This window comes from Gordonia sp. NPDC003425 (assembly GCF_053588635.1).
Genome location: NZ_JBSFQI010000011.1, coordinates 12,729 through 34,430, shown reverse-complemented (window position 1 = coordinate 34,430; position 21,702 = coordinate 12,729). Strand labels below are relative to the sequence as shown.

Below are 21,702 nucleotides of genomic sequence, written 5' to 3'. Positions count from 1 at the left end.
CCAAAACTGTGAACAGTGTGGCAGATGAGGACGAGGAGTGTCATGGTCCGGCCGGATCAGCCCACCGCGGGAGGTGGACCGACATAACGCGCGGCCGGACGGATGATCTTGCGATCGGCGGCCTGCTCGAGAATGTTCGCGCACCACCCCACCACCCTGCTCACCGCGAAGGTGGGGGTGAACATCGACCGCGGCACACCGCAACTCTGCATCACCACACCCGCGTAGAACTCGACGTTGGCATAGCGCGGACGGTCCGGGTGGGCCTCGCGCAGCACTCCCGTGATGGCCGTCTCGGCCTGAACCGCGGCGTCGACGGTGGGACCGCCGAGCGACACCGCGATCTCACGAAGCAACAGCGAACGGGGGTCCTCGGTGCGATAGACGGCGTGTCCGAAACCCATGATCCGGCGTCGCGCGTCGACCTGCTCCCGAGCCCAGGCGCGTGCATCGCCGTGCGCGGCGATCTCGTCGAGTGCGTCGAGCGCGCGGTCGGGTGCGCCGCCGTGCAGCGGCCCGGAGAACGCGCCGAGCGCCCCGCACACCGCGGAGTAGACATCGGCCCCGGTCGACGCGATCACCCGCGCGGTGAAGGTCGACGCGTTGAAGCCGTGGTCGATGGTGGCGATGAGATACTGCTCGATCGCCCGCACGTGCGCGGCCGCCGGGATCTCGCCGGTGATCAGGTAGAGCCAGTTCGCGGCCACGCCGAGGTCGGGGTGCGGAACCAGCGGGGTATCGCCGCGGCGAAGGCGGTACAACGCGGCCAGGATGGTCGGCGTCACCGCGGCCACCTGCAGAGCGTCGGCGCGGCGCTGGTCCTCGTCGCAATCCCACATCGGTCGCGCGCCGACCGCCGGGGCCATCGCCGAGAGCGCCGTGCGCAGGCCGGGGAGGAAGTCGCGTTCACCGCCCAACGTGGCGCTGTGGGCGACGATGGGCTCGATCTCGTCGGGGATCTCGCGTGCGGCACGGGTCAGGGCGACGAAGTCGGCGAGTTCGTCGGCGTCGGGGAGCCGGCCGTGCACGAAGAGGAACCACACCTCCTCGAACGTGCGGCCACGCGCGAGGTCGATGGCCGGGTACTCGCGGTAGTGGTAGAAGCCCTCGTCGCCGCGGACGTCACCGATCTCGGTGTCGGCCACCACCACGTTCTGCAGCCCCGCCGGGGCGATCACCTGCTGAGTCATGACTCCACCATCGGGTGTTGATCGAGGTGCGTCAATGTTGATTCAATCAAGATATGGAGCGCACTCGTACCCGGCGGTGGCCGACCCCCATCCGGCACGACGGACGCGATTACCTGACCACCGACCAAGTGGCGAAGGTGTTGGGCGTCAAGGTGTCCACGGTGTACTCCTACGTCAGCAGGGGCAGGCTCACCAGCCACCGGATCGACGGTGTGGACGGCAGCGTGTTCGGCGTCGACGAGGTGGAGGCGGCACTGCGCGGTCCCCGCCACCGGCCACCTGCCGGGGTGGTGGAACGCATCCGCACCCAGGTGACCTATCTACACGACGATCGCCTCTACTACCGGGGCCGCGACGTCGTCGACCTCGCCCGCACGACGAGGTTCGAGGATGTCGCCGCGCTGCTGTGGCAGCAGCCGTGGACGCCGGTCGCCGCAGATCCGACCCTGGCACAGCGGGTCCGGACCGTGGCGCGACCCGGCTGGCGGGGTGTGGACCGGGTGCGGCTCGCGGTGGATCTGCTCGGCTCCGACGATGTGTATCGTCACCGCCTCGACGCGCCCGCGGTGGCGGCGAAGGCGGCAACGGTGATCGTCGGGGCGGTTGCGGCGCTCGATTCCACGGACTCGGGGGTGTCGGTCGCGAGTCGTCTGTGGCCGGCGCTCACCGATGAACCGTCGACGCCGCAGACGGTGGACCTCCTCAACGCGGCACTGGTGCTGATGGCCGATCACGACCTGTCGGCGGGTGCCGTGGCCGCGCGGGTGGCGGCCAGCGCGCGCGGCAGCATCTACGCCGCATTCGGCGCGGGTCTCGGCGCCTTCGACGGTCCGATGCACGGCGGGGCCACCACGCTGGCCCGTCGCTTCCTGCTCACCGCGCTCGACGATCCCGCGTCGGCGGTGTCGGGCCAGATGTCTGCGGCCACACCGATTCCGGGAACCGGACACGTGGTGTACCGGCACCGCGATCCGCGCGCGGACGCACTGCTGGACATGATGCGGGCCGCTGCGGGCGGCGACCCCCGCGTGCAGCCGGCGATGGACACCGTCGTCGAGGCACTGGGCCCCGGACGGTTCGTGAATTCCGACCTCGCGCTGGCCGCACTCGCCCTGCGGTACCGGATGCGGCCCGACGCGGCCGAGACCATCTTCGCCGTCGCCCGGCTCGCGGGATGGGCGGCACATGCCCTCGAGGAGTATTACGAGACGCCGCTGCGCTTCCGGCCCGAAGGGGTCTACACCGGAGTGCGGCCCCGGCCCGTGTGACTGGTGGGCTGTCAGTTGCGGGTGGCGACGGCGAACGTGCGCCGGTACGGCAGCACCGTGCCCCACGGCTGCGCCGGATATGCCGCGCGCAGCCGTTCCCGCAGTTCGGTGGTGAATCCCTCGCGCATCTCGTCGGGCAGCGCCAGCAGATAAGGGCGCGCACCCGTGCCCGAGATCCAGTCGAACACCGGATCCTCGCCCTTGTCGGCCAGCACGTGCAGATAGGTGCTCTCCCAGGCGTTGACGACGAAACCGTGCTCGGCGAAGAACGTCAGGTACTGCTCGGGCGGGCAGGCCGGGAGCCTGCGCACCGAGTGCAGGTACTCCGCGTACGGATCGGCGGCGGCCAGATCGGTGAGGGCTTGGTGGGTGGCCGCGCCGGACTGGTTGGGCACCTGGATCGCGAACGCCCCCTCGTCGGTGAGGTGCTCGATCAGCCGGCCGATCACCGACATCTGCTCGGGCACCCACTGGAACACCGCGTTCGACAGGAACAGGTCGACGGGCTCCGCGGGCGTCCACTCGGTGAGATCGGCGACGTCGTAGTTGGCGTGCGAATCGCTGTTGATCCGGATCGCGGACTCGATCATCTCCGCCGACGAATCCACTCCCAAGACGTGGGCGTCCGGCCATCGTTCGCGCAGGTGACGGGTGTGTTGTCCCGGACCGCAACCCAGGTCGACGACAGTCGACGGGGTGATCGGCACCTGGGCGACGAGGTCCAGGAAGGGGCGGGCGCGGGCGTCGGCAAACTTGAGGTAGCGGGCTGGATCCCAGGCGGCCATGACCCAACTCTATGTGCACCCGACGCCGATGCGCAGCTTCATCCCGCAACGCTGCAGTAGCCTCGAGAGGTGCCAGAGATGCTCGTCGGCCACGCCGACATCCCCGACGAAACGGTCGTCGCCGCGCAATCCACTCCCGCGGACATCGTCGAGATCTCCACCGATGGCGCCTGCCTGGGAAACCCCGGCCCCGGCGGGTGGGGAGCGGTGCTGCGCTACCGCGGCCACGAGAAGCAGATCTCCGGATCCGATCCGGAGACCACGAACAACAAGATGGAATTGACCGCCGCGATCGAGGGTCTCGCCGCGTTGACCAAACCCTCCACCGTGATCCTCTTCACCGACTCCAGCTACGTGCGCAACGGCATCACCAAGTGGGTGGCGGGCTGGCAGCGCAACGGGTGGAAGACCGCCGACAAGAAGCCGGTTAAGAACGCCGACCTGTGGCGTCGCCTCATCGAGGAGGAGAAGCCGCATCGGGTGACGTGGCGGTGGGTGAAGGGCCACGCCGGCGACCACTACAACGAGATCGCCGACACCCTGGCCACCGATGCGGCCAAACGGATCGCAGGTCGCGACACATGACTGGCGGCGCAACCGATTCCGGTTCGGGCGCTGAGCGCACCGACCCGTTGCCGGTTGCGCTCGAACCCGACCGCGACGAGCATCTGCTCGCCGCGATCGAGAGCGCCGGGGGCCGGGTGGTGCCGCTGGATCAGGCCCGCGTGCTGGTATGGATCGGCGGAGCCGACGGCTTTCCGCACCTACCCGACGAGGTGGCGTGGGTGGCACTGAAAACGGCTGGCATCGAAGAGTTCGTCGACGCGGACGTGCTCGACGACAAACGTGTGTGGACCAACGCGTCGGGCTTCTACGCGGAGAACGTGGCCGAGCACGCACTGACCCTGCTGCTGGCGGGTCTGCGTCAGATCAACACCTCGGTGCTGCGGCATTGGGCCAAGGAACCCATCGACACCGCGGTGCGCTCGTTGCACGGCTCGACGGTCGCGATCATCGGCGCGGGCGGCATCGGACGCTCTCTCGTCCCACGGCTCAAGGCCTGCGGCACAAAGGTTCTCGCCGTCAACCATTCCGGCCGGGAGGTGGCCGGCGCCGACCGCACCCTCCCGTCGTCGCGGACCGACGAGGTGTGGTCGGCCACCGACCACGTGATCCTCACCGCTCCCGCCACACCCGAGACCCATCACCTGATCAATGCGGAATCGTTGGCGCAGTTGCCGTCGCACGCGTGGGTGGTGAACGTCGCACGGGGGCCGCTCGTCGATCAGGAAGCCCTCTACTGGGCGCTGCGCGGCGGTGAGATCGCCGGTGCCGCACTGGATGTCACCGATCCCGAACCGCCGTCACCGGACGACCCGCTGTGGACGTTGCCCAACGTGATCATCACCCCGCACATCGCCAACCCCACCTCCGGGCTGACGCGCGAACTGGCGCCCTGGGTGGCCGAGAACATGCGTCGTTTCATCGCGGGTGAGGAGATGGCGTCGGTGGTGTCGCCCGGACGCGACTACTGAGTGTGACGTCGAGCGTCGGGCCGATCGTGGTCGCCGGGGTGTCGGGGTGCGGCAAGAGCACCGTGGGCGGGGCACTCGCCGCGGTGCTGGCCGTGCCGTTCGCCGACGCCGACGATCTGCATCCGCCGTCGAACATCGAGAAGATGCGTGCGGGCATCCCGCTCACCGATGTCGACCGCCGACCCTGGCTCACCGCGGTCGGCACGTGGCTCGCCGATCACCCGGCGGGCGGGGTGATGGCGTGCTCGGCGTTGCGGCGAAGCTACCGCGACCGGCTGCGCCGCGCCGCGCCGACCACCCGGTTCGTGATGCTCGACATCGGCCACGACGACGTGACCGCACGGCTGAAACACCGGCCCGGCCATTTCATGCCCGCGTCGCTCGCCGATTCCCAGTTCGCCACCTACCAGCCGCTGGGCCGCGACGAACCGGGAATCACGGTGCGCGCCGAGAGGCCGATGGACGACGTCGTCGCCGAGGTCGTCGATCACCTCTTGCGTTAGAGCGCGCTCGAAGGCCTAGCGTCGGATGTCATGAGCACAGATCGCCTCATGCGCAAGGCGTTGGCCGCCCTCGACGAGATCGACGGGCCGATGTCGGTGGAGGTGATCCACGAGTTGGTGGCCATGCCCGACATCACCGAACCGTTGGGCGTCGCCGAGGCCGCCGACATCCTCGACGTGTCGCCGCACACTCTGCGCTACTACGAGCGGGCGGGGCTGGTCACCGTCGACCGTGACGCCGGCGGTAACCGCGTCTACGACGCCGATGCCATGCGCCGGCTGGTGTTCATCTCCCGGATGAGGTTGTCGGGCATGGCGATCCGCGATCTCCAGCACTACGTGCAGCTCGTCGACGACGGCGACGGCACCGTACCCGAACGGCTCGAGATGCTGCTCGAACACCGCGACATCATCCGCCGTCAGATCGCCGAACTGCGGCTCTCGCTGGCCGCCACCGAGTACAAGATCGCCACCTACGGAGGAAGGGCCCAACCGTGAGTAATCGTCCCGCCGTCTCAGGCGCCCGGCGCAGGGTCGGAGACCTGGAGGTCTCCGCACTCGGCTTGGGTTGCATGGGAATGAGTTTCGCCTACGGCACCGCCGACGACACCGAGTCGATCGCAACGCTGCACCACGCCCTCGACATCGGGGTGAATCTTCTCGACACCGCAGACATGTACGGGCGCGGCGACAACGAACGGCTGTTGTCGACGGTGCTTGCCGACCGCCGCGACGAGGTTGTGCTCGCCACCAAGTTCGGCATACTGGTCGACCCCGACACCGGGTATCCCACCGGCAAGGTGGACGGGTCGCCGAGTTATGTCCACACGGCCGTGGACGCGTCGCTGCGGCGGCTGGGCATCGACGTCATCGACCTGTACTACCTGCACCGGATCGACCCGGACGTCCCCGTCGAGGAGACCGTCGGGGCGATGGCGCAACTCGTCGCGGCCGGGAAGGTGCGGGCGATCGGATTGTCGGAGGCGTCGGCGGAGAATCTGCGGCGCGCTGCTTCGGTGCATCCGATCGCGGCCCTGCAATCGGAGTGGTCGATCTTCAGCCGCGACATCGAAACCGACGTACTCCCGGCGGCGCGAGAGGTCGGGGCCACCGTGGTCCCCTACAGCCCGCTGGGCCGCGGCATGCTCACCGGTGCCGCGATCACACCGGCCGCCGGCGATTTCCGGACCACGCTGCCGCGCTGGCAGGGCGACAACCTGGCCGCGAATCTGGAGCTCGTCGACGAGGTGCGGTCGGTGGCCGCCGAGGTCGGCGCCACCGCCGGGCAGGTGGCGCTCGCCTGGTTGCTCGCCCAGGGCGACGACGTGGTGCCGATCCCCGGCACCAAGCGACGCCGCTACCTCGACGAGAACGTCGGGTCATCGGGGGTGGAACTGACGGGGGCCCAACTCGCCCGACTGTCGGCCCTGGAACCCTCCGGGGACCGCTACCCGGACATGAGTTGGGTCAACCGCTGAACCACCCCGCAACCGAATAATGGAACACGTTCTCGTCGAGCCGTGATCGGTGGCACCCTGACCGGTGTGATCCTGGACAGATTTCGGCTCGACGACACCGTCGCCGTCGTCACCGGAGCGGGCCGCGGCCTCGGGGCGGCCATCGCCATCGCGTTCGCCGAGGCCGGTGCCGACGTGGTGATCTGCGCACGCAGCGAACCCGAACTCGAGCAGGTGGCCGCCGAGGTGGCCGACCGGGGCAGACGCGCCCGGGTGGTGGCGGCCGATCTGTCCGACCCCGAGAAGGCCGCAGCACTGGCCGGTGTGGCGGTCGAGGCGTTCGGGCGCCTGGACGCGGTGGTGAACAACGTGGGTGGTGCGCTGCCCCGCCCGGTGCTCGACACCAAACCCGAGCACCTCGCCGACGCCTTCGTCTTCAACGTGGTCAACGCCCACGCCCTGCTCACCGCGTCGGTCCCGCACATGCTGGCCACCGCGGGCGGAGGGTCGGTGCTCAACATCACCTCGGCCATGGGACGACTGCCCGGCCGCGCGTTCGTGGCCTACGGCACCGCGAAGGCCGCGCTCGCGCACTACACCCGACTGACCGCCATGGACCTCAACCCGCGAATCCGCGTGAACGCGATCGCACCGGGCGCGATCCACACCTCCGCGCTCGACATCGTCGCCGGCGACGACACGATGCGCACCGCGGTGGAGAAGGCCACACCGCTGCACCGCCTCGGCGACCCGCAGGACGTGGCGGCCGCCGCGCTCTACCTCACCTCACCCGCCGGCGCGTACATGACCGGCAAGATCCTCGAAGTGGACGGCGGCATCATCGCGCCGAACCTGGAGTTGCCCATCCCCGACCTCTGACGTCAGCGAGGGCTTCACGCACCGTCTCGTCGTAGTCGAAGACGATGACCGGGTGCCTGCGAATCGGACATCTTCGCAGGTTAACCGTTCTCGCCGATCGGTAGAGTTGTGTGGTGGGCGGAATGATGGACTTCATCGGCAACTACTGGTGGCTGGTGTTCGTCTTCGGCGGTGTCGGCGGCGGCTGGGCGAAGTCGATCTCCGCCTACAACGAGAGGCGTCGGCGCGACAAGATCGAACTGGCCCGGGTCAAGGCCAACGCCCGCACCGAGCAGCTTCGCCTCACCCAGGCCGACAAGGCCGCGGTCTCGCGGGTGATGGATCGCCAGGCGGCCGTGGACGAACGGTGGTTCCGCTACGAGCTGGATCTGGCCACGCTCATCGAATTCCCGATGATGATCGACATGCGCGAACCGATGACGCTGGCGTTCCATCGCGCCAAGGTGCGCGCCGACGACCTGCGGCCGGAGTCGGCGGATGCGCCCCTCGACCCCACCGAGTTCGAGCGCTACCGGGAGGCCGTCGGCGATTACGCCGCGGCGTTCGATGCCGCCGAGCGCGAAGCGCGTCGTCGTAAGCAGTCCGATTTCTCGCCGATCGAACGGGAGTCGTTGGATCGGGCCCGCAAGCTGATCGGGGTGGCTGCCGACAACGCCGCCACACCCGCCGAACGGCAGGCCGCCTACCGCAAGGCACGTCAGGAACTCGACGGGCTCATCGACGTGCCGGCTCCCGCGGCCGCCCAACTCGAGCAGCGCATCGCCGGGGAACTCGAACGCGGCCGCGAGGCCTGACCCCGTTCCCCGTCTCGACGCTATGGCTACCGAAGAACGCTGAGGGTGCAAGCTGCGCGTTCTTCGACAAGCCGAGCGAGTGAGGCCGATGGCACCGAGCGCACCGCAGATGCGTCGAAGCCGGTATGACACTCACCTCCACCACCGATCCCCGGTATCCGACGGACCGCCACGGACTGATCCATCGCGGCCTGGCACACGCCGGCGGCTTCACCGACTACGAGCTGTCCGCGGCGGTCGCCCGCGGCGAGTTGCGGAAGGTGGTGCGCGGCATCTTCGTGCGAGCGATGGACCGCACACCCGCCGACAACCATCGTCTGCTGGCGATCGCGACCTACCTGTCGGCCGGTGACGACGTGGTGGTGAGCCATCAATCGGCGGCGACATTGCTGGGCATCGAGATGCTCAAGCCCGAACTCGGGCGAGCCCAGATCATCATCGGACGCCGCTCGGGAGGGCACAAGGATCGCCATCGTCACGTTCGCGTGGGCGTCGTCCCAGCCGGCGAACGCACCCAGGTACGCGGCATCCAGGTGACAAGCCTGGAGCGGACCGCGGTGGACGTCGCTTGCACGACCGCCATGAAGTTCGCCGGGGCACTGGCGGTCTTCGATTCGGCGCTGCGGCTGGGTGCCGATCCCGGCGAGATCGCCCGGCTGCTCGAGCAGCGGAGACGGGGGGTCGAGTGTGCCCGGCTGGCGTTCGGCTATGCGGACGGGAGGGCAGAGAATCCCGGCGAGTCATGGGGGCGGGCACAGATGATCGAGGCGGGCCTGCCGGTTCCCCGGCTACAGCACACCTTCTTCGACGAGAACGACCGGTTCGTCGCCCGCACCGACTACGACTGGGACGGCAGGCTGGTTGCTGAGTTCGACGGTGAGATCAAGTACGGCAAGCTGCTCCGGCCCGGTGAGTCCCGTGCCGACGTGGTCAAGCGGGAGAAGGAACGAGAGGATGCGCTGCGCCGAATGGACGTCATGGTCGTGCGGTTCACCTGGAAAGACCTCGAAGCCGGGCGCGTGGCGGCCATGCTTCGGGAATGGTTGGACCGGTTCGACCTCATGGCGGCAGGGTGAATACATCCGACGGATAAACGCTCGGTTTGTCGAAGAACGCTGGGCGTGCAAGCTGCGCGTTCTTCGACGGCCACAGCGTTTGTCGTGTCCGGTGGTTCGCCGGTCAGCTCACCTCGGCGTCCACCGGCCCGGCGAACTGGCTGCGGTAGAGACGGCAGTAGGCACCCTCGGCGGCGAGCAGCTCGTCGTGCGTGCCCTGCTCGACGATGTGCCCGTCCTCCATCACCACGATGGTGTCGGCGTCGCGGATGGTCGAGAGCCGGTGGGCGATGACGAAACTCGTGCGGTCGGCACGCAGATTCGACATCGCCTTCTGGATCAGCAGTTCGGTGCGGGTGTCCACCGAACTCGTGGCCTCGTCGAGGATCAGGATGGTGGGCCGGGCGAGGAAGGCACGCGCGATGGTGATGAGCTGCCGCTCACCGGCACTCACGCCGCCGCCCTCCTCGTCGAGCAGCGTGTCGTAGCCGTCGGTGAGGGTGCGGGCGAAGTGGTCGACGTGACTCAGTCGTGCTGCCTCCATCACCTCCTCGCGCGATGCGGTGGGGTCGCCGTAGGCGATGTTCTCGTAGATCGTGCCGCCGAACAGCCACGAATCCTGCAGCACCATGCCGGTGCGTTCGCGCAGGTCGTCGCGCGTCATCCGGCGCGACTCCACGCCGTCGACCATGATCCGTCCGGAATCGACGTCGTAGAACCGCATGATGAGGTTCACCAGGGTGGTCTTGCCCGCACCCGTCGGACCGACGATGGCCACCATGTGTCCGGGGCGGGCGATCAGCGACAAGTCCTCGATGAGCGGCTTGTCCTCGACGTAACGGAACGAGACGTCGTCGAACTCGATGAACCCGCTGTCGTGTGCGGGTGTCTCTGGATGGACGGGGTCGGGGGTCTGTTCCGGCGCGTCGAGGATGTCGAAGATGCGCTCCGCCGACGCCACCCCGCTCTGCAGCAGATTGACCATCGAACCGATCTGGGTGAGCGGCTGGGTGAACTGTCGGGAGTACTGGATGAACGCCTGCACCTCGCCGAGACTGAGCGCACCCGACGCCACCCGCAGCCCGCCGACGACGGCCACGGCCACATAGTTCAGGTTGCCCAGGAACATGATGGTCGGCATCACGATCCCGGAGATGAACTGCGCCCGCCAACTCGACTGGTACAGCTTCTCGTTGCGTTCGTCGAACTCGTCCTCCACCGCGCGCTGGCGACCGAAGGCGGTGACGAGTTCGTGGCCGGTGAACGCCTCCTCGACCTGTGCGTTGAGCTTGCCGGTCGACGACCACTGCGACATGAAGTGCGGCTTGGATCGTTTCGCGATGAGTGCGGTGGCACCGGCGGCCAGCGGGATGGTGATCACCGCGATGAGCGCGAGCAGCGGCGAGATCCAGATCATCATCACCAGGATCGCGATCACCATCAGCAGCGAGTTGAGGAACTGCGAGATGGTCTGCTGCAGGCTTTGTGACAGGTTGTCGAGGTCGTTGGTGACGCGGCTGAGCAGGTCTCCGCGTGCGGTGGTGTCGTAGTAGCGCAGCGGCAGCCGGTGGATCTTGTCCTCGACGTCGGCGCGCAGGCCGCGGATGGTGCCGACCACCACCTTGTTCAGCAGGTACGCACCGAGCCATGACAGCACCGCAGAACCGGCGTAGAGCACCAGAACGATGGTCAGTACCCGTCCGACCGCCGCGAAATCGACACCCACCCCGGGTGTCAGATTCATCGAACCCACCATGTCGGCGAACGTGTCCTGGCCGCGTTCGCGCAGCCCGGCGACGGCCTGCGCCTTGGTGATGCCGGCCGGCAGCATCTTTCCGACGACGCCGTCGAAGATCAGGTTGGTGGCGTCGCCGAGGACGCGCGGTGCGATCGCGGTGAGGATGACCGAACCGACGATCGTCGTGATGACGACCGTCATGAACACGCGGTAGGAGAACAGCAGCCGGATCAGTCGCTTGATCGAGGGGCCGAACGAGCGGGCCTTCTGCACCACCGGGCCTGCCGCCATCGGCCCACGGCCCGGTCCCGGACCGGCCGGACCGCCGCGCGTCATGCCGGTTCCCCGATCGACAACTGCGATTCGGCGATCTCCCGATACGTCTCGCTGGTGGCGAGGAGTTCCTCGTGGCGGCCGATGCCGGCGATCTGCCCGCGGTTGAGGACGACGATCTGATCGGCGTCGACGATGGTGGAGATGCGCTGGGCGACGATGATGACCGCGGCGTCGGCGGTGGCCGGGCGCAGCGCGGCGCGCAGCCGCGCGTCGGTGGTGACGTCGAGCGCGGAGAATGCGTCGTCGAACACGTACACCGATGGCTTGCGGATCAGTGCTCTCGCGATCGCGAGTCGCTGCCGCTGACCGCCCGACACGGTGGTGCCGCCCTGGGCGACCGGGGTGTCGAGTCCGTCGGGCATGGCGGCGACGAAGTCGGCGGCCTGTGCGATGCGCAGCGCCTCCCAGATCTCGTCGTCGGTGGCGTCGGCCTTACCCTGGCGCAGATTGCCGGCGACGGTGCCGGAGAACAGGTACGGGCGCTGCGGCACCAGGCCGATCCGGGCGCGCAGCGCGTCGGGGTCGAGTTCGCGGACGTCGGTGCCACCGACGAGGACGGCGCCCGCGGTGACGTCGATCAGGCGGGGGACCAGTCCGATCAGGGTGGTCTTTCCCGATCCGGTGGATCCGACGATCGCCGTGGTGGTTCCGGGGGCCACGCGAAAGTTGATGTGGCACAGCACCGGATCGTCGGCGCCCGGGTAGCGGAACTCGGCGTCGACGAACTCGACCGTCGACGGGTCGGCGGCGAAGGGCACCGGCGCGGCGGGGGCACGCACCGACGTCTCGGTGTCGAGGACCTCGCAGATGCGTTCGGCGCACACCGACGCGCGCGGGGCCATCATCGCCAGGAACGAGGCCATCATCACCGACATCATGATCTGCATGACGTAGGTGATCATCGCCGACAGCGCGCCGATCTCGACGTTGCCCGCCGAGACCTGATAGCCGCCGAACCAGATGATCGCCACGATGGTGACGTTGGTGATCAGCATGACCGCCGGGAACATCAGCGCCTGCAGCCGGCCCACCCGCAGCGTCGCGTCGGCCAGCGAATCGTTGGCGACGGAGAAACGCCGGATCTCGAAGCGTTCGCGGACGAACGCGCGCACCACGCGGATGCCGGTGATCTGTTCGCGCAGCACCCGGTTGACCGAGTCGATGCGTTCCTGCATCGCCCGGAAACCGGGGATCATCCGTCGGATCAGCATCGTCATCGTGACTGCCAGCACCGGCACCGCCACCACCAGCACCCACGCCAAGCGGCCGCCGACGTGGACGCCCATCACGATGCCGCCGATGCACATGATGGGGGCCATCACGAGGATGGCGGTACTCATCACGATCAGTAGCTGCACCTGCTGCACGTCGTTGGTGGTGCGGGTGATCAGGCTCGGCGCGCCGAATGTTCCCATCTCGCGGGCCGAGTACGTGTTGACGCGATGGAGCAGGTCGTGGCGGATGTCGCGTCCGGTGGCCAGTGCGGCGCGGGCCCCGAAGTATTGGGCGATGATCGTGCAGATCACCTGCGCGATGGTCACACCGAGCATCACGGCGCCGATCCGCAGGATGTAGTCGGTGTCGCCGCGGGCGACGCCGTTGTCGATGATGTCGGCGTTGAGCGTCGGCAGATACAGCATCGCTGCCGTCGCGATCACCTGCAGAACCACGACGGCGGTCATGTGGCCCGGGTACCTCGAGAGGTATGTCCGGATCAGGCGCGTCAGCATGAACTCGTCACCCGTCCGACGCTATCAAGCTGCGCCGACAGGGGCGATCGGTTAACCCGGCACCGTAGTGCGCGCGGTCAGAGCAGACCGGATTCGCGTGCCGCGCGGGTGAGGTCGTCGCGGTGCTCGGGGGCCGCGATGGAGATGAGGGCGGCGGCACGTTCACGCAGCGACCGGCCACGCAGGCTGGCCACCCCGTACTCGGTGACCACGTTGTCGATGGTGTTCTTGTGGGTGGTCACCACGCTGCCCGGGCTCAGCTGCGCGCTGATCCGGCTCTTGCCCTTCGAGGTGGTGGCCCGCGTCACCAGAAACCCTTGGCCGCCTTCGGAATACTGTGCGCCGCGGGCGAAATCGACCTGCCCGCCCGACCCCGACCAGTATCGTCCGCCGATGGTCTCGCTGGCCGCCTGCCCCATCAGATCCACCTCGGTGGTGGCGTTGATGGACACCACATGACGTTCGTCGCCGATGAGGCGCGGGTCGTTGGTCTGGTCGACGGGCAGCAATGAGACGCCCGGGTTGCGGTCGATCCAGTCGTAGAGTTCGCGGGAGCCGAGGCAGAAGGTGGCGACGTGCTTGGCGCGGTGGTGTTTCTTGCGGGCGCCGGTGACCGCGCCGGACTGCACCAGCCGCATCACCCCGTCGGTGATCACCTCGGTGTGGATGCCGAGGTCGCGATGGCCCGAGAGCAGTTCGGCGATCTTGTCGGGCACGTTGCCGATGCCGAACTGCATGCAGGCGCCGTCGGGGATGCGGTCGACGATGTACTCGGCGATGCGGTGATCGCGGGGATCGTCGCTCGCGGACTGTGTTTCGAAGAGCGGACGGTCCACCTCGGTCCATCCGACGATCTGGCTGATGTGGATGTGGTTCTCGCCGTAGGTGTGCGGCATCTGATGGTTGGCCTCGAGGAAGAACGGCATCTCCCCGATCAGTGCGGCGCAGTATTCGGCGTTGGTGCCCAGCGAGAAGTAGCCGTGCTCGTCGGGCATGCTGGCGCCGGTGATGACGAGTTTGGGTCCCCGCAGCGCACGCAGCAGATCGGGGGTCTCCGAGAAGTGGCTCGGCACCAGGTCGCAGGTGCCGTTCCAGAAGGCCTTGCGGGTGGCCGGGGACAGGAAGTAGTCGACGTGACGTAGCCGGTCGCCGAACTCCCCGCGGATGTAGGCGCGTTCCTCGATCGCGCTCATCCGGTGCACGTGCACCCCGGTGAGTTGCTCGTTACCGGCCTCGACGGCGTCGAGTAGTGACGACGGCTCGGCGGCGTAGAGCGGGGCGATGATGTTGGTGCCCGGCGGGATGTGCTCGAGCACCCGCTCGGGAGCCACCGGCATGACCACCGAGTGTTTACTGCTCATATCGGCGTGACCCGCTCAGCCGGCGGTGAGGGCGACGGCGGCCTCACCGGTGTAGGTGAGGTAGGTGAACGACTCCTGGAAGTACAGGTTCACCACGTCGGCGTCGTGCGAGTCGTAGCCGATCGAGACGTCCTGGCCGATGGTGAGTTCGAAGTCGCCGCCACGGGTGGACAACACAAACGCGCCCGAAATTGCTGGGGCCCAGACGATTTCGCCGTCGATGAGCCGCTGGATGTGCTGCCGGATCGGGTAGCCGTGGTTGGAGGTCTCGTTGACCAGGTTGTAGACGTCGGCCGACAGCGCGATCGAATACGGCCCGTCGATGGAGGCGAGTTTCAGCGTCGACAGCGCCAGGCTGAACGCTTCGGGGTAGTCACGCACGTCCTCGGGCAGCGTGATCGGGGAGGCGGTGATCTCCGAGCGGATACCGCTGATACCGGCAGCGGTGTAGCCCTCGAAGATGGCGCGGTCCTCGGCGAGTGCGAGCTGTCGGGCGCCCTCCACCACGGGATCCCAGTCGGAGTCCTCGGCTCCGCGGTCGACGTCGTCGATGGCGTCGCGGGTGACCGTGAAGGGCACCTTCAGCTCGACCAGCGGTGCCACCGTGCGCTGGAAGGCGATGATGCCGTCTGCCGGGGAGTCGATCTTGGCGCGATGCCCGCGGGTCACCGACGACGTCTCGAGCCCGAGGGGGCCCTTGACGTCGACGAGGCGTCGACCGGCGATGTTGCGCTTGAAGGAGCGGGTCGCCTCCTCCTCGATGGCGTCCCACGCTGATGCGGAGATGGGGGCGAGTTCGCGATGCAGGTTGTTCATGATCGGGCTCCTGATTCGGCGGGGATGGGTCGGGTGGGTGTCAACGCAGCGAGCCGATACCCAGCGAACCGTCGCCGGGTCGGGCCGGCTGCGTGGGTGCGGCGACGGTGGGTGCGGGCGTCGGGGAGTCGTCCTCGTCGGGGGCGGCGTCGGCCGCGGGTGGGTCGGGCAGGTCGTCGAAGAAGTCGACGGTGGGGGCGAAGAACTGGGAGCCGCTCACCGCGGTGGTGAAATCGAGGAGGCGGTCGTAGTTGCCGGGCGGGTCGCCGATGAACATCTTGCGCAGCATCTCCTCGGTCACGTCCGGGGCGGCGGAGTAGGCGATGTAGAAGGTGCCCGCCTCTCCGGCGCCGGACACGTCGCCGTAGGGCATGTTGTCGCGCACGATGTCGATCTGCTCGCCGTTCGCGTCCTCGACCACGTTGAGGGCGATGTGCGAGTTCGTCGGTTTCACGTCGTCGGACATCTCGATGTTGTCGAGTTTGGTGCGGCCGATCGCGGCCTCCTGATCTTCCACGGAGATCGAGTTCCACGAGCCGAAGTCGGTGACGTAGCGCTGGATGGCGACGTAGCTGCCGCCGGCGAAGGCGGGGTCTTCGTCGCCGACGGTGATCGCGTCGATGGCGGCCTGCCCGACCGGGTTCTCGGTGCCGTCGACGAAACCGATCAGGTCGCGCAGGTCGAAATAGCGGAAACCGTGCACCTCGTCGACCACGGTGACCGCGTCGCCGAGTTCGGTCATCAGCAGCCGGCCGAGTTCGTAGCAGAGGTCCATCGCGTCGGCCTTGAGGTGCAACAGCAGGTCGGCGGGCGTGGCGGGTGCCACGTGCACGTCACCGGCGTACTCGACGAAGGGGCGCAGGGCTTTGGGGCGCGGGCCGCTGAACAGTCGGTCCCAGGCATCCGAACCGATGGAGACGATGCCGGCCAGCGCCTGTTCCGGTGCGCGCGAGGACACCGAGTTGGTCCGCGACCCGAGGTCGGCGAACATGTCGCGGACCTTCTCCTCACCACCCTCGTTGATCAGCAGGACGAGGAACAGGGCGTGTTTGGTCTTCCGTGTCAGGATCGTCTGCGGTACCGGCACCCGGACCACACTAGTCGAACCGGGTTGTCGGCGGCATGGGTCGGATGTCGCATGTCACGGGCGGGATCGTCACCCCCGGGCGACGGCCCGTCCGGCGGCCCGGCCCGAGAAGATGCAGCCGCCGAGGAAGGTGCCTTCGAGCGCGTTGTACCCGTGCACCCCGCCACCGCCGAAACCGGCGACCTCCCCGGCGGCGAACAGGCCGTCGAACACCGAGCCGTCCGGTCGCATCACCGCCGAGTCGAGGTTGGTCTCGAGCCCGCCGAGGGTCTTGCGCGTCAAGATGTTCAGGCGCACCCCGATCAGCGGACCGTGCTTGGGATCGAGCAGCTTGTGCGGTTTGGCGACGCGGACCAGCTTGTCGCCGAGATACTGCCGCGCGTTGGTGATCGCCGCGAGCTGCGCGTCCTTGGAGTACTTGTTGTCCACCTCGGCGTCGCGGGCCGAGATGACCCGTTCGACGTGCTGGAGGTCGAGTTTGGGGCCACGGGTGATCTCGTTCATGCCCGCGACGAGGTCGGCGAGATTGTCGGCGACCACGAAATCCGACCCGTGATCCTTGAAGGCCTGGACCGGCCCCGGCGCCCCCTTGGCCAGGCGGCTCTTGGCGGCGAACCTGAGGTCCTTGCCGGTGAGGTCGGGGTTCTGCTCGGACCCCGACAGGGCGAATTCCTTCTCGATGATCGACTCGGTGAGGATGAACCACGAGTAGTCGTGGCCGGTCTTGAGGATCTCCCGCATCGTCGAGTTGGTGTCGAAGCCGGGGAAGTTGGGCGGCGCGAGGCGGTTGCCGTTGGCGTCGAGCCACAACGATGACGGTCCGGGGATGATGCGGATCGCGTGGTCGGGCCAGATGGGATCCCAGTTGTGGATGCCCTCGGTGTAGTTCCACATCCGGTCCCGGTTGACCAGGCTGGCCCCTGCCGTCTCGGCGATGCCGAGCATCCGCCCGTCGACGTAGGCGGGGACCCCCGAGATCATGTGCCGGGGTGCTTCGCCGAGGCGGTCGACCGGCCAGTTCTTGCGGATCAGTTCGTGATTGTGGCCGATGCCGCCGGTGGTCACGATCACCGCGCCCGCGCGGAGGTCGAAGTCGCCGACCACGTCGCGGCTCGACGCACGGCCACGGTCGAGGTCGGTGGGCGCGAGCACGGCGCCGCGCACACCCACCGCCGCGCCGTCCTCGACAATGAGTTCGTCGACCCGGTGACGGAAGCGGAACTCGACCAGACCGCGCTTCTCGGCCTCGAGTACGGGGTCGGCGAACACGCGGACCACCTCGGGCCCGGTGCCCCAGGTGATGTGGAAGCGCGGCACCGAATTGCCGTGGCCGTCGGCGAAACCGCCGCCGCGTTCGGCCCAGCCCACCACCGGGGTGACCCGCAGCCCGAGGTCATTGAGGTACTGCCGTTTCTCCGACGCGGCGAAGTCGACGTACGCGCGGGCCCATTGTCGGGGCCAGTAATCCTCGTCCTCGCGGTCGAAACCGGCCGACCCCATCCAGTCCTGCAGGGCGAGTTCGGCGGAGTCGTGGATGCCCAGACGACGCTGCTCGGGGGTGTCCACCAGGAAGAGCCCACCCAGCGACCAGAACGCCTGACCACCGAGGTTGTTGCGATTCTCCTGGTCGACGACGACCACTGTGCGTCCCGCTCTGGTCAATTCGTAGGTGGCCACCAGTCCGGCCAGTCCCGAACCCACGACGATGGCGTCGGCCTGCGATGTTGTCGTCACGTGCGACCCCCTGTTGCTCTGGAATCCGACCCTAGCGCGCCGCACCCGGGCCGAAAAGGGGTCGGGGCCGGGATGTGGTTTTCATGAGAACCGGCTGGGGTGGTCCTGTGACACAAGTGACGCAGTACCGGTATCGACCCAGGTGAGGCGTGTAGGGAAGCATCTTGGGCATGCCTGTGCACGATCTCGGCGTCCTCGTCTGCTTTTGCCGGTGTGTTATCGACCCGTTACACTCGCGTGCGTCGGGGAGCACTCCGGCAGATGTCCACGCTCCCCACCGTCGTTGCCCGTATGGACACGGCCCGCTCGGGTCGAGATCGTAAGGATTCATCACACATGTTGACCCGTGCGCGAAAGCGCCTCGTTGCCGGAGTGGCCGCCGTCGCCGCCATCGCCGGTGTGACCATGGCCGTCGCTCCCGAAGCCCATGCCGCCGGGCAGACCGAGATGGTCTACTCGGCCGCGATGCACCGCAGTATCGCGGTGCGGATTGTCGACGGCGGGGGCAGCGGTCCCAAGCCCACCCTGTATCTGCTCGACGGACTCCGGGCGCCGAACAACACCAGCGGTTGGCTGCAGAACAACACCGGCGCCGACAGCTTCATGCTCGGCAAGGGCACCAACCTCGTCATCCCGTTCGGTGGTGGCGGCAGCTTCTACAGCGACTGGGAGCGTTCCGACCCGAAGCTCGGCGTCGTCAAATGGGAGACCTTCCTGACCCGTGAGCTCCCGGCCTACATGAAGGCCCGCCACAACTCTGACAATGTCCGCAACGGAATCGCCGGCCTGTCGATGTCGGGGACGTCGGCGCTGAACCTGGCCTCGCGGCACCCCGGCTTCTATCGGGCCGTCGCCTCCTACAGCGGCTACCCGACCGTCACCGCCCCGGGATTCACCCAGGGCATCCAAGCCTCGGTGGGGGTCATGGGCGGCGATCCCAACAACATGTGGGGCTTCTACCCGGGAGGTCAGTGGTTCCAGAACGATCCGTTCCTGAGTGCCAACAACCTCGCCAACCACTGGGTCTACGTCTCTGCCGGTAGTGGACTCGGCAGCCGGTACGACAGTTCGGTCAACCCGAGCAGCGCCAACTTCGACCCGGTGAAGTTCTCGCAGATGGTGCCGCTGGAGGTCGCAGCGTCGGTGAGCAGCCAGCTCTACATCCCGCGCGTCGCCGTCGTGCCGGGCGTCAAGCTCACCACCCACATCACCGGCGACGGTGTGCACTGGTGGGACTACTGGCAGAACGACTTCAAGCAGTCGTGGAACACCACGTTCCGCCCCGCCTTCTTCTGAGAGGCAACGGGGACTGCTGAGCGCAGTCGATAACGCGAGGGCCGGTGATCGGATCGATCACCGGCCCTCGCGTTTGTCGTGCCCCGCGCTGCTCGACCGCCCCCGCTGGTTGAGCGCCCCTGCTGGTTGAGCTTGTCGAAACCACCCGCTGGTTGAGCGCCCCTGCTGGTTGAGCTTGTCGAAACCACCCCGCTGGAGAAAGTGATCTCGACAAGCTCGATCAGCAAGTGGCCCCGCTACTCGAGCGTGCCCAGCCCGCTGCTCGAGCGCGCCCCCGCTGGTTGAGCGTGTCGAAACCACCCGCTGGCGAAAGTGATCTCGACAAGCTCGATCAGCAAGTGGCCCCCGCTGCTCGAGCGTGCCCGGCCCGCTGGTTGAGCGTGCCCCGCCCGCTGGTTGAGCTTGTCGAAACCACCTCACCGGGCACGCTCAACCCGAATCTGGGCACGCTCGACGCCAAACTGGGCACGCTCGACCGGGATCTGGGCACGCTCGACCGGGATCTGGGCACGCTCGACCGGGATCTGGGCACGCTCGACCGGCAGGGAGCGGCGGGTCAGCTGTCGCGCGGACGCCGGTCGCGGAGGGACGGTTCCTGGGAGGGTTCGACCGGTGCGAATTCGTCCGACGCCGGCGAACTCTGGTCGTACGCTGCCGGTCCGGTCACCCGCGGGATCTGCTGGGTGTCCCGGTCCCACAGGTAGCCCTCATCCTGCTGGTCGCCATCCTGCTGCTCACCGTCCTGCTGGTCACCGTCCCGGTGTTCGTCGCTCGGCCGCTCGTCCTCGTCGCGGTCGATGACCTCTGTCGCACCCGCGGTTCCGGCCGCTGCCGCAGCACCGGCCCCCGCCGCGCCCGCATGACGGGGAAGGACGGTGGTGGGTTCGGCGGTCTGATCGGTGTCGATCACCCGGGTGTCGGTGTCGTCACCGTCGGGCGGCACCGTTCCGTCGTCGGCCTTCGTGCCACGCCCGCGCCACATCAGCAGCCCCCAGGCGACCAGCAGCACCGCGCCGACGATGCCCAGAATCAGCGGCAACCAGAATCCGCCGAGACGCAACTGCTTGATGTAGCCCTTGCTCTTGTTCGCCTGATAGGCCACCGACCGGTCGGACCACTGCATGTCCGCCTTCAGCACCGACATCCTGAAGTCGCGCACGGCCTGCGGGACCTCGGAGCTCTGGTCGGGCGATTTGAAGACCCAGTCCTGGACCTCACTGGCGTCCACGATCGTTCCGGTTTGCGGCTCCACCCACAGCCGCCGCGTCAGCTTCGCGTACTGGTGCATGGTGATCTGGTCGTTCGGCTTCACACCGGGACCCGAAATACCCCACCACTTGGCAGGCATGGTGAGCATGGTGCCCAGCGCGGCGTCGCCCTGTGGGTCGGGGAGACCGGACAGGTCGGTCTCGGGCACCTCGTTGACAAACGCGTAGGTCTTGACCCCGTCGATCGTCTTCTCGCCGACGTAGTTCGCGGGCAGGTTCTGGCGGGTGTAGATGTCGTAGTACAGGTACGGCCGCTTCTTCACGTTGAAGCCGAACTTGTACTGAAAGCCCTTCCGATCGGGCAGCTGGACCGACACGTCCTTGACACTGACGCCCTTCGGCGCGGGCTGCACCTGGATGAAGCTCACCGTCCCGTTGGGCACGGCGGTCTTCCGGTTGACCGATACGTGGTCGATGTCGGCGCTCAGCATCGCGTCGTCACACGGGAGTTCACCGGTGACCGGCCCGAGTGTCGGAACCGTCTCCTTGCCGTCGGCCGCGCGCGTGCGGTCCACGCGCACCATCTGGCCGGACTGCACCGTCGCCTGGCGGCTGTCGGAGGGGTCCACGATCAGGGTTCGACGCTGCTGGGACAGATTCGCGTCGAGAGTCCGCGCCTTTGCCTGCGACACCGAGCAGCGATCGAAGATCACCGCGGGAAACCGCTCACCCGACGACCCCTCCGGCGGGGCCGACGACGAGTCCGACGTGATGTCCAGGTCGAGCGGAACCACCCGCAACTGTGGCACGAGGAAGGCCGGTACCGCGATGGCCGCGGTGATACAGGCAACCCCCAAGAAAGCCAGCAGTGCCGGCCAGACTCGTCTCATTCTCGACTCCTGTGCAGTGAGCTCAACACTCCCACCCTAG

Annotated in this window: 19 protein-coding genes; 10 read left to right on the top strand and 9 right to left on the bottom strand. The window is 67.8% G+C overall.

All coding sequences use genetic code 11. From position 1 onward, the window contains the following. Positions 1 to 56: 56 nt before the first annotated feature. Positions 57 to 1,190 (bottom strand): citrate synthase, encoded by a 1,134-nt coding sequence (locus ACWDTD_RS14060; protein ID WP_449747734.1) that lies wholly within the window; start codon positions 1,188 to 1,190, stop codon positions 57 to 59. 53 nt (positions 1,191 to 1,243) lie between these two features. Here ACWDTD_RS14060 and ACWDTD_RS14055 point away from each other — a divergent pair, with 53 nt between their 5' ends. Next, complete coding sequence (locus tag ACWDTD_RS14055) at positions 1,244 to 2,458, top strand: citrate synthase (protein WP_449747733.1); 1,215 nt, start codon at positions 1,244 to 1,246, stop codon at positions 2,456 to 2,458. Positions 2,459 to 2,469: 11 nt separating this feature from the next. On the opposite strand, the gene ACWDTD_RS14050 is transcribed toward ACWDTD_RS14055, so the two are convergent. Next, the gene (locus ACWDTD_RS14050) at positions 2,470 to 3,243 is read right to left on the bottom strand and encodes a methyltransferase domain-containing protein (RefSeq protein ID WP_449747732.1); all 774 of its coding nucleotides are present in this window, start codon (positions 3,241 to 3,243) and stop codon (positions 2,470 to 2,472) included. Between the two features lie 78 nt (positions 3,244 to 3,321). On the opposite strand from ACWDTD_RS14050, the gene rnhA reads away from it, so the two are divergent. From rnhA to ACWDTD_RS14010, 8 genes are all read left to right on the top strand, one after another. Then, a complete protein-coding gene (rnhA, locus tag ACWDTD_RS14045) occupies positions 3,322 to 3,828 on the top strand; it encodes a ribonuclease HI (RefSeq protein WP_449747830.1) in 507 nt (168 codons plus the stop codon). Continuing rightward, positions 3,825 to 4,778, top strand: a complete 954-nt coding sequence (locus ACWDTD_RS14040) for a D-isomer specific 2-hydroxyacid dehydrogenase family protein (protein ID WP_449747731.1) — start codon at positions 3,825 to 3,827, stop codon at positions 4,776 to 4,778. Before rnhA ends, ACWDTD_RS14040 begins: the two co-directional genes overlap by 4 nt. 2 nt (positions 4,779 to 4,780) lie before the next feature. Continuing rightward, positions 4,781 to 5,281: a gluconokinase gene (locus ACWDTD_RS14035; RefSeq protein WP_449747730.1), complete on the top strand. Its 501-nt coding sequence runs from the start codon at positions 4,781 to 4,783 to the stop codon at positions 5,279 to 5,281. Between the two features lie 30 nt (positions 5,282 to 5,311). After that, positions 5,312 to 5,779, top strand: a complete 468-nt coding sequence (locus ACWDTD_RS14030; protein WP_449747729.1) for a MerR family transcriptional regulator — start codon at positions 5,312 to 5,314, stop codon at positions 5,777 to 5,779. After that, positions 5,776 to 6,759, top strand: a complete 984-nt coding sequence (locus ACWDTD_RS14025) for an aldo/keto reductase (protein ID WP_449747728.1) — start codon at positions 5,776 to 5,778, stop codon at positions 6,757 to 6,759. The genes ACWDTD_RS14030 and ACWDTD_RS14025 overlap by 4 nt, the downstream gene beginning before the upstream one ends. A 66-nt stretch (positions 6,760 to 6,825) precedes the next feature. Further along, positions 6,826 to 7,617 carry an SDR family oxidoreductase gene (locus ACWDTD_RS14020; RefSeq protein WP_449747829.1) on the top strand — a complete coding sequence of 264 codons (792 nt, stop codon included), beginning with the start codon at positions 6,826 to 6,828 and terminating at the stop codon, positions 7,615 to 7,617. A 122-nt stretch (positions 7,618 to 7,739) separates the two neighbouring features. After that, on the top strand, positions 7,740 to 8,411 hold the full coding sequence (locus ACWDTD_RS14015) for a hypothetical protein (RefSeq protein ID WP_449747828.1): 672 nt from the start codon (positions 7,740 to 7,742) through the stop codon (positions 8,409 to 8,411). Between the two features lie 125 nt (positions 8,412 to 8,536). After that, on the top strand, positions 8,537 to 9,487 hold the full coding sequence (locus ACWDTD_RS14010) for a hypothetical protein (protein ID WP_449747727.1): 951 nt from the start codon (positions 8,537 to 8,539) through the stop codon (positions 9,485 to 9,487). 103 nt (positions 9,488 to 9,590) lie between these two features. Here the strand turns inward: ACWDTD_RS14010 and ACWDTD_RS14005 are convergent, their stop codons facing one another. From ACWDTD_RS14005 to ACWDTD_RS13980, 6 genes are all read right to left on the bottom strand, one after another. Next, on the bottom strand, positions 9,591 to 11,540 hold the full coding sequence (locus ACWDTD_RS14005; RefSeq protein ID WP_449747726.1) for an ABC transporter ATP-binding protein: 1,950 nt from the start codon (positions 11,538 to 11,540) through the stop codon (positions 9,591 to 9,593). Next, positions 11,537 to 13,270 (bottom strand): ABC transporter ATP-binding protein, encoded by a 1,734-nt coding sequence (locus ACWDTD_RS14000; protein ID WP_449747725.1) that lies wholly within the window; start codon positions 13,268 to 13,270, stop codon positions 11,537 to 11,539. The genes ACWDTD_RS14005 and ACWDTD_RS14000 overlap by 4 nt, the downstream gene beginning before the upstream one ends. A 77-nt stretch (positions 13,271 to 13,347) precedes the next feature. After that, complete coding sequence (locus ACWDTD_RS13995; protein WP_449747724.1) at positions 13,348 to 14,631, bottom strand: acetyl-CoA hydrolase/transferase family protein; 1,284 nt, start codon at positions 14,629 to 14,631, stop codon at positions 13,348 to 13,350. 15 nt (positions 14,632 to 14,646) lie between these two features. Next, complete coding sequence (locus tag ACWDTD_RS13990) at positions 14,647 to 15,447, bottom strand: family 1 encapsulin nanocompartment shell protein (protein WP_449747723.1); 801 nt, start codon at positions 15,445 to 15,447, stop codon at positions 14,647 to 14,649. 40 nt (positions 15,448 to 15,487) lie between these two features. Continuing rightward, a complete protein-coding gene (locus ACWDTD_RS13985; RefSeq protein WP_449747722.1) occupies positions 15,488 to 16,534 on the bottom strand; it encodes a Dyp-type peroxidase in 1,047 nt (348 codons plus the stop codon). Between the two features lie 69 nt (positions 16,535 to 16,603). After that, entirely contained in the window at positions 16,604 to 18,268 is a 1,665-nt protein-coding gene (locus ACWDTD_RS13980; RefSeq protein WP_449747721.1) for an FAD-binding dehydrogenase, read from the bottom strand. Between the two features lie 336 nt (positions 18,269 to 18,604). Between ACWDTD_RS13980 and ACWDTD_RS13975 the strand changes: the two genes are divergently transcribed. Beyond that, on the top strand, positions 18,605 to 19,564 hold the full coding sequence (locus tag ACWDTD_RS13975) for an alpha/beta hydrolase (RefSeq protein WP_449747720.1): 960 nt from the start codon (positions 18,605 to 18,607) through the stop codon (positions 19,562 to 19,564). Between the two features lie 556 nt (positions 19,565 to 20,120). On the opposite strand, the gene ACWDTD_RS13970 is transcribed toward ACWDTD_RS13975, so the two are convergent. Continuing rightward, on the bottom strand, positions 20,121 to 21,662 hold the full coding sequence (locus tag ACWDTD_RS13970) for a DUF3068 domain-containing protein (RefSeq protein ID WP_449747719.1): 1,542 nt from the start codon (positions 21,660 to 21,662) through the stop codon (positions 20,121 to 20,123). Between the last annotated feature and the right edge of the window lie 40 nt (positions 21,663 to 21,702).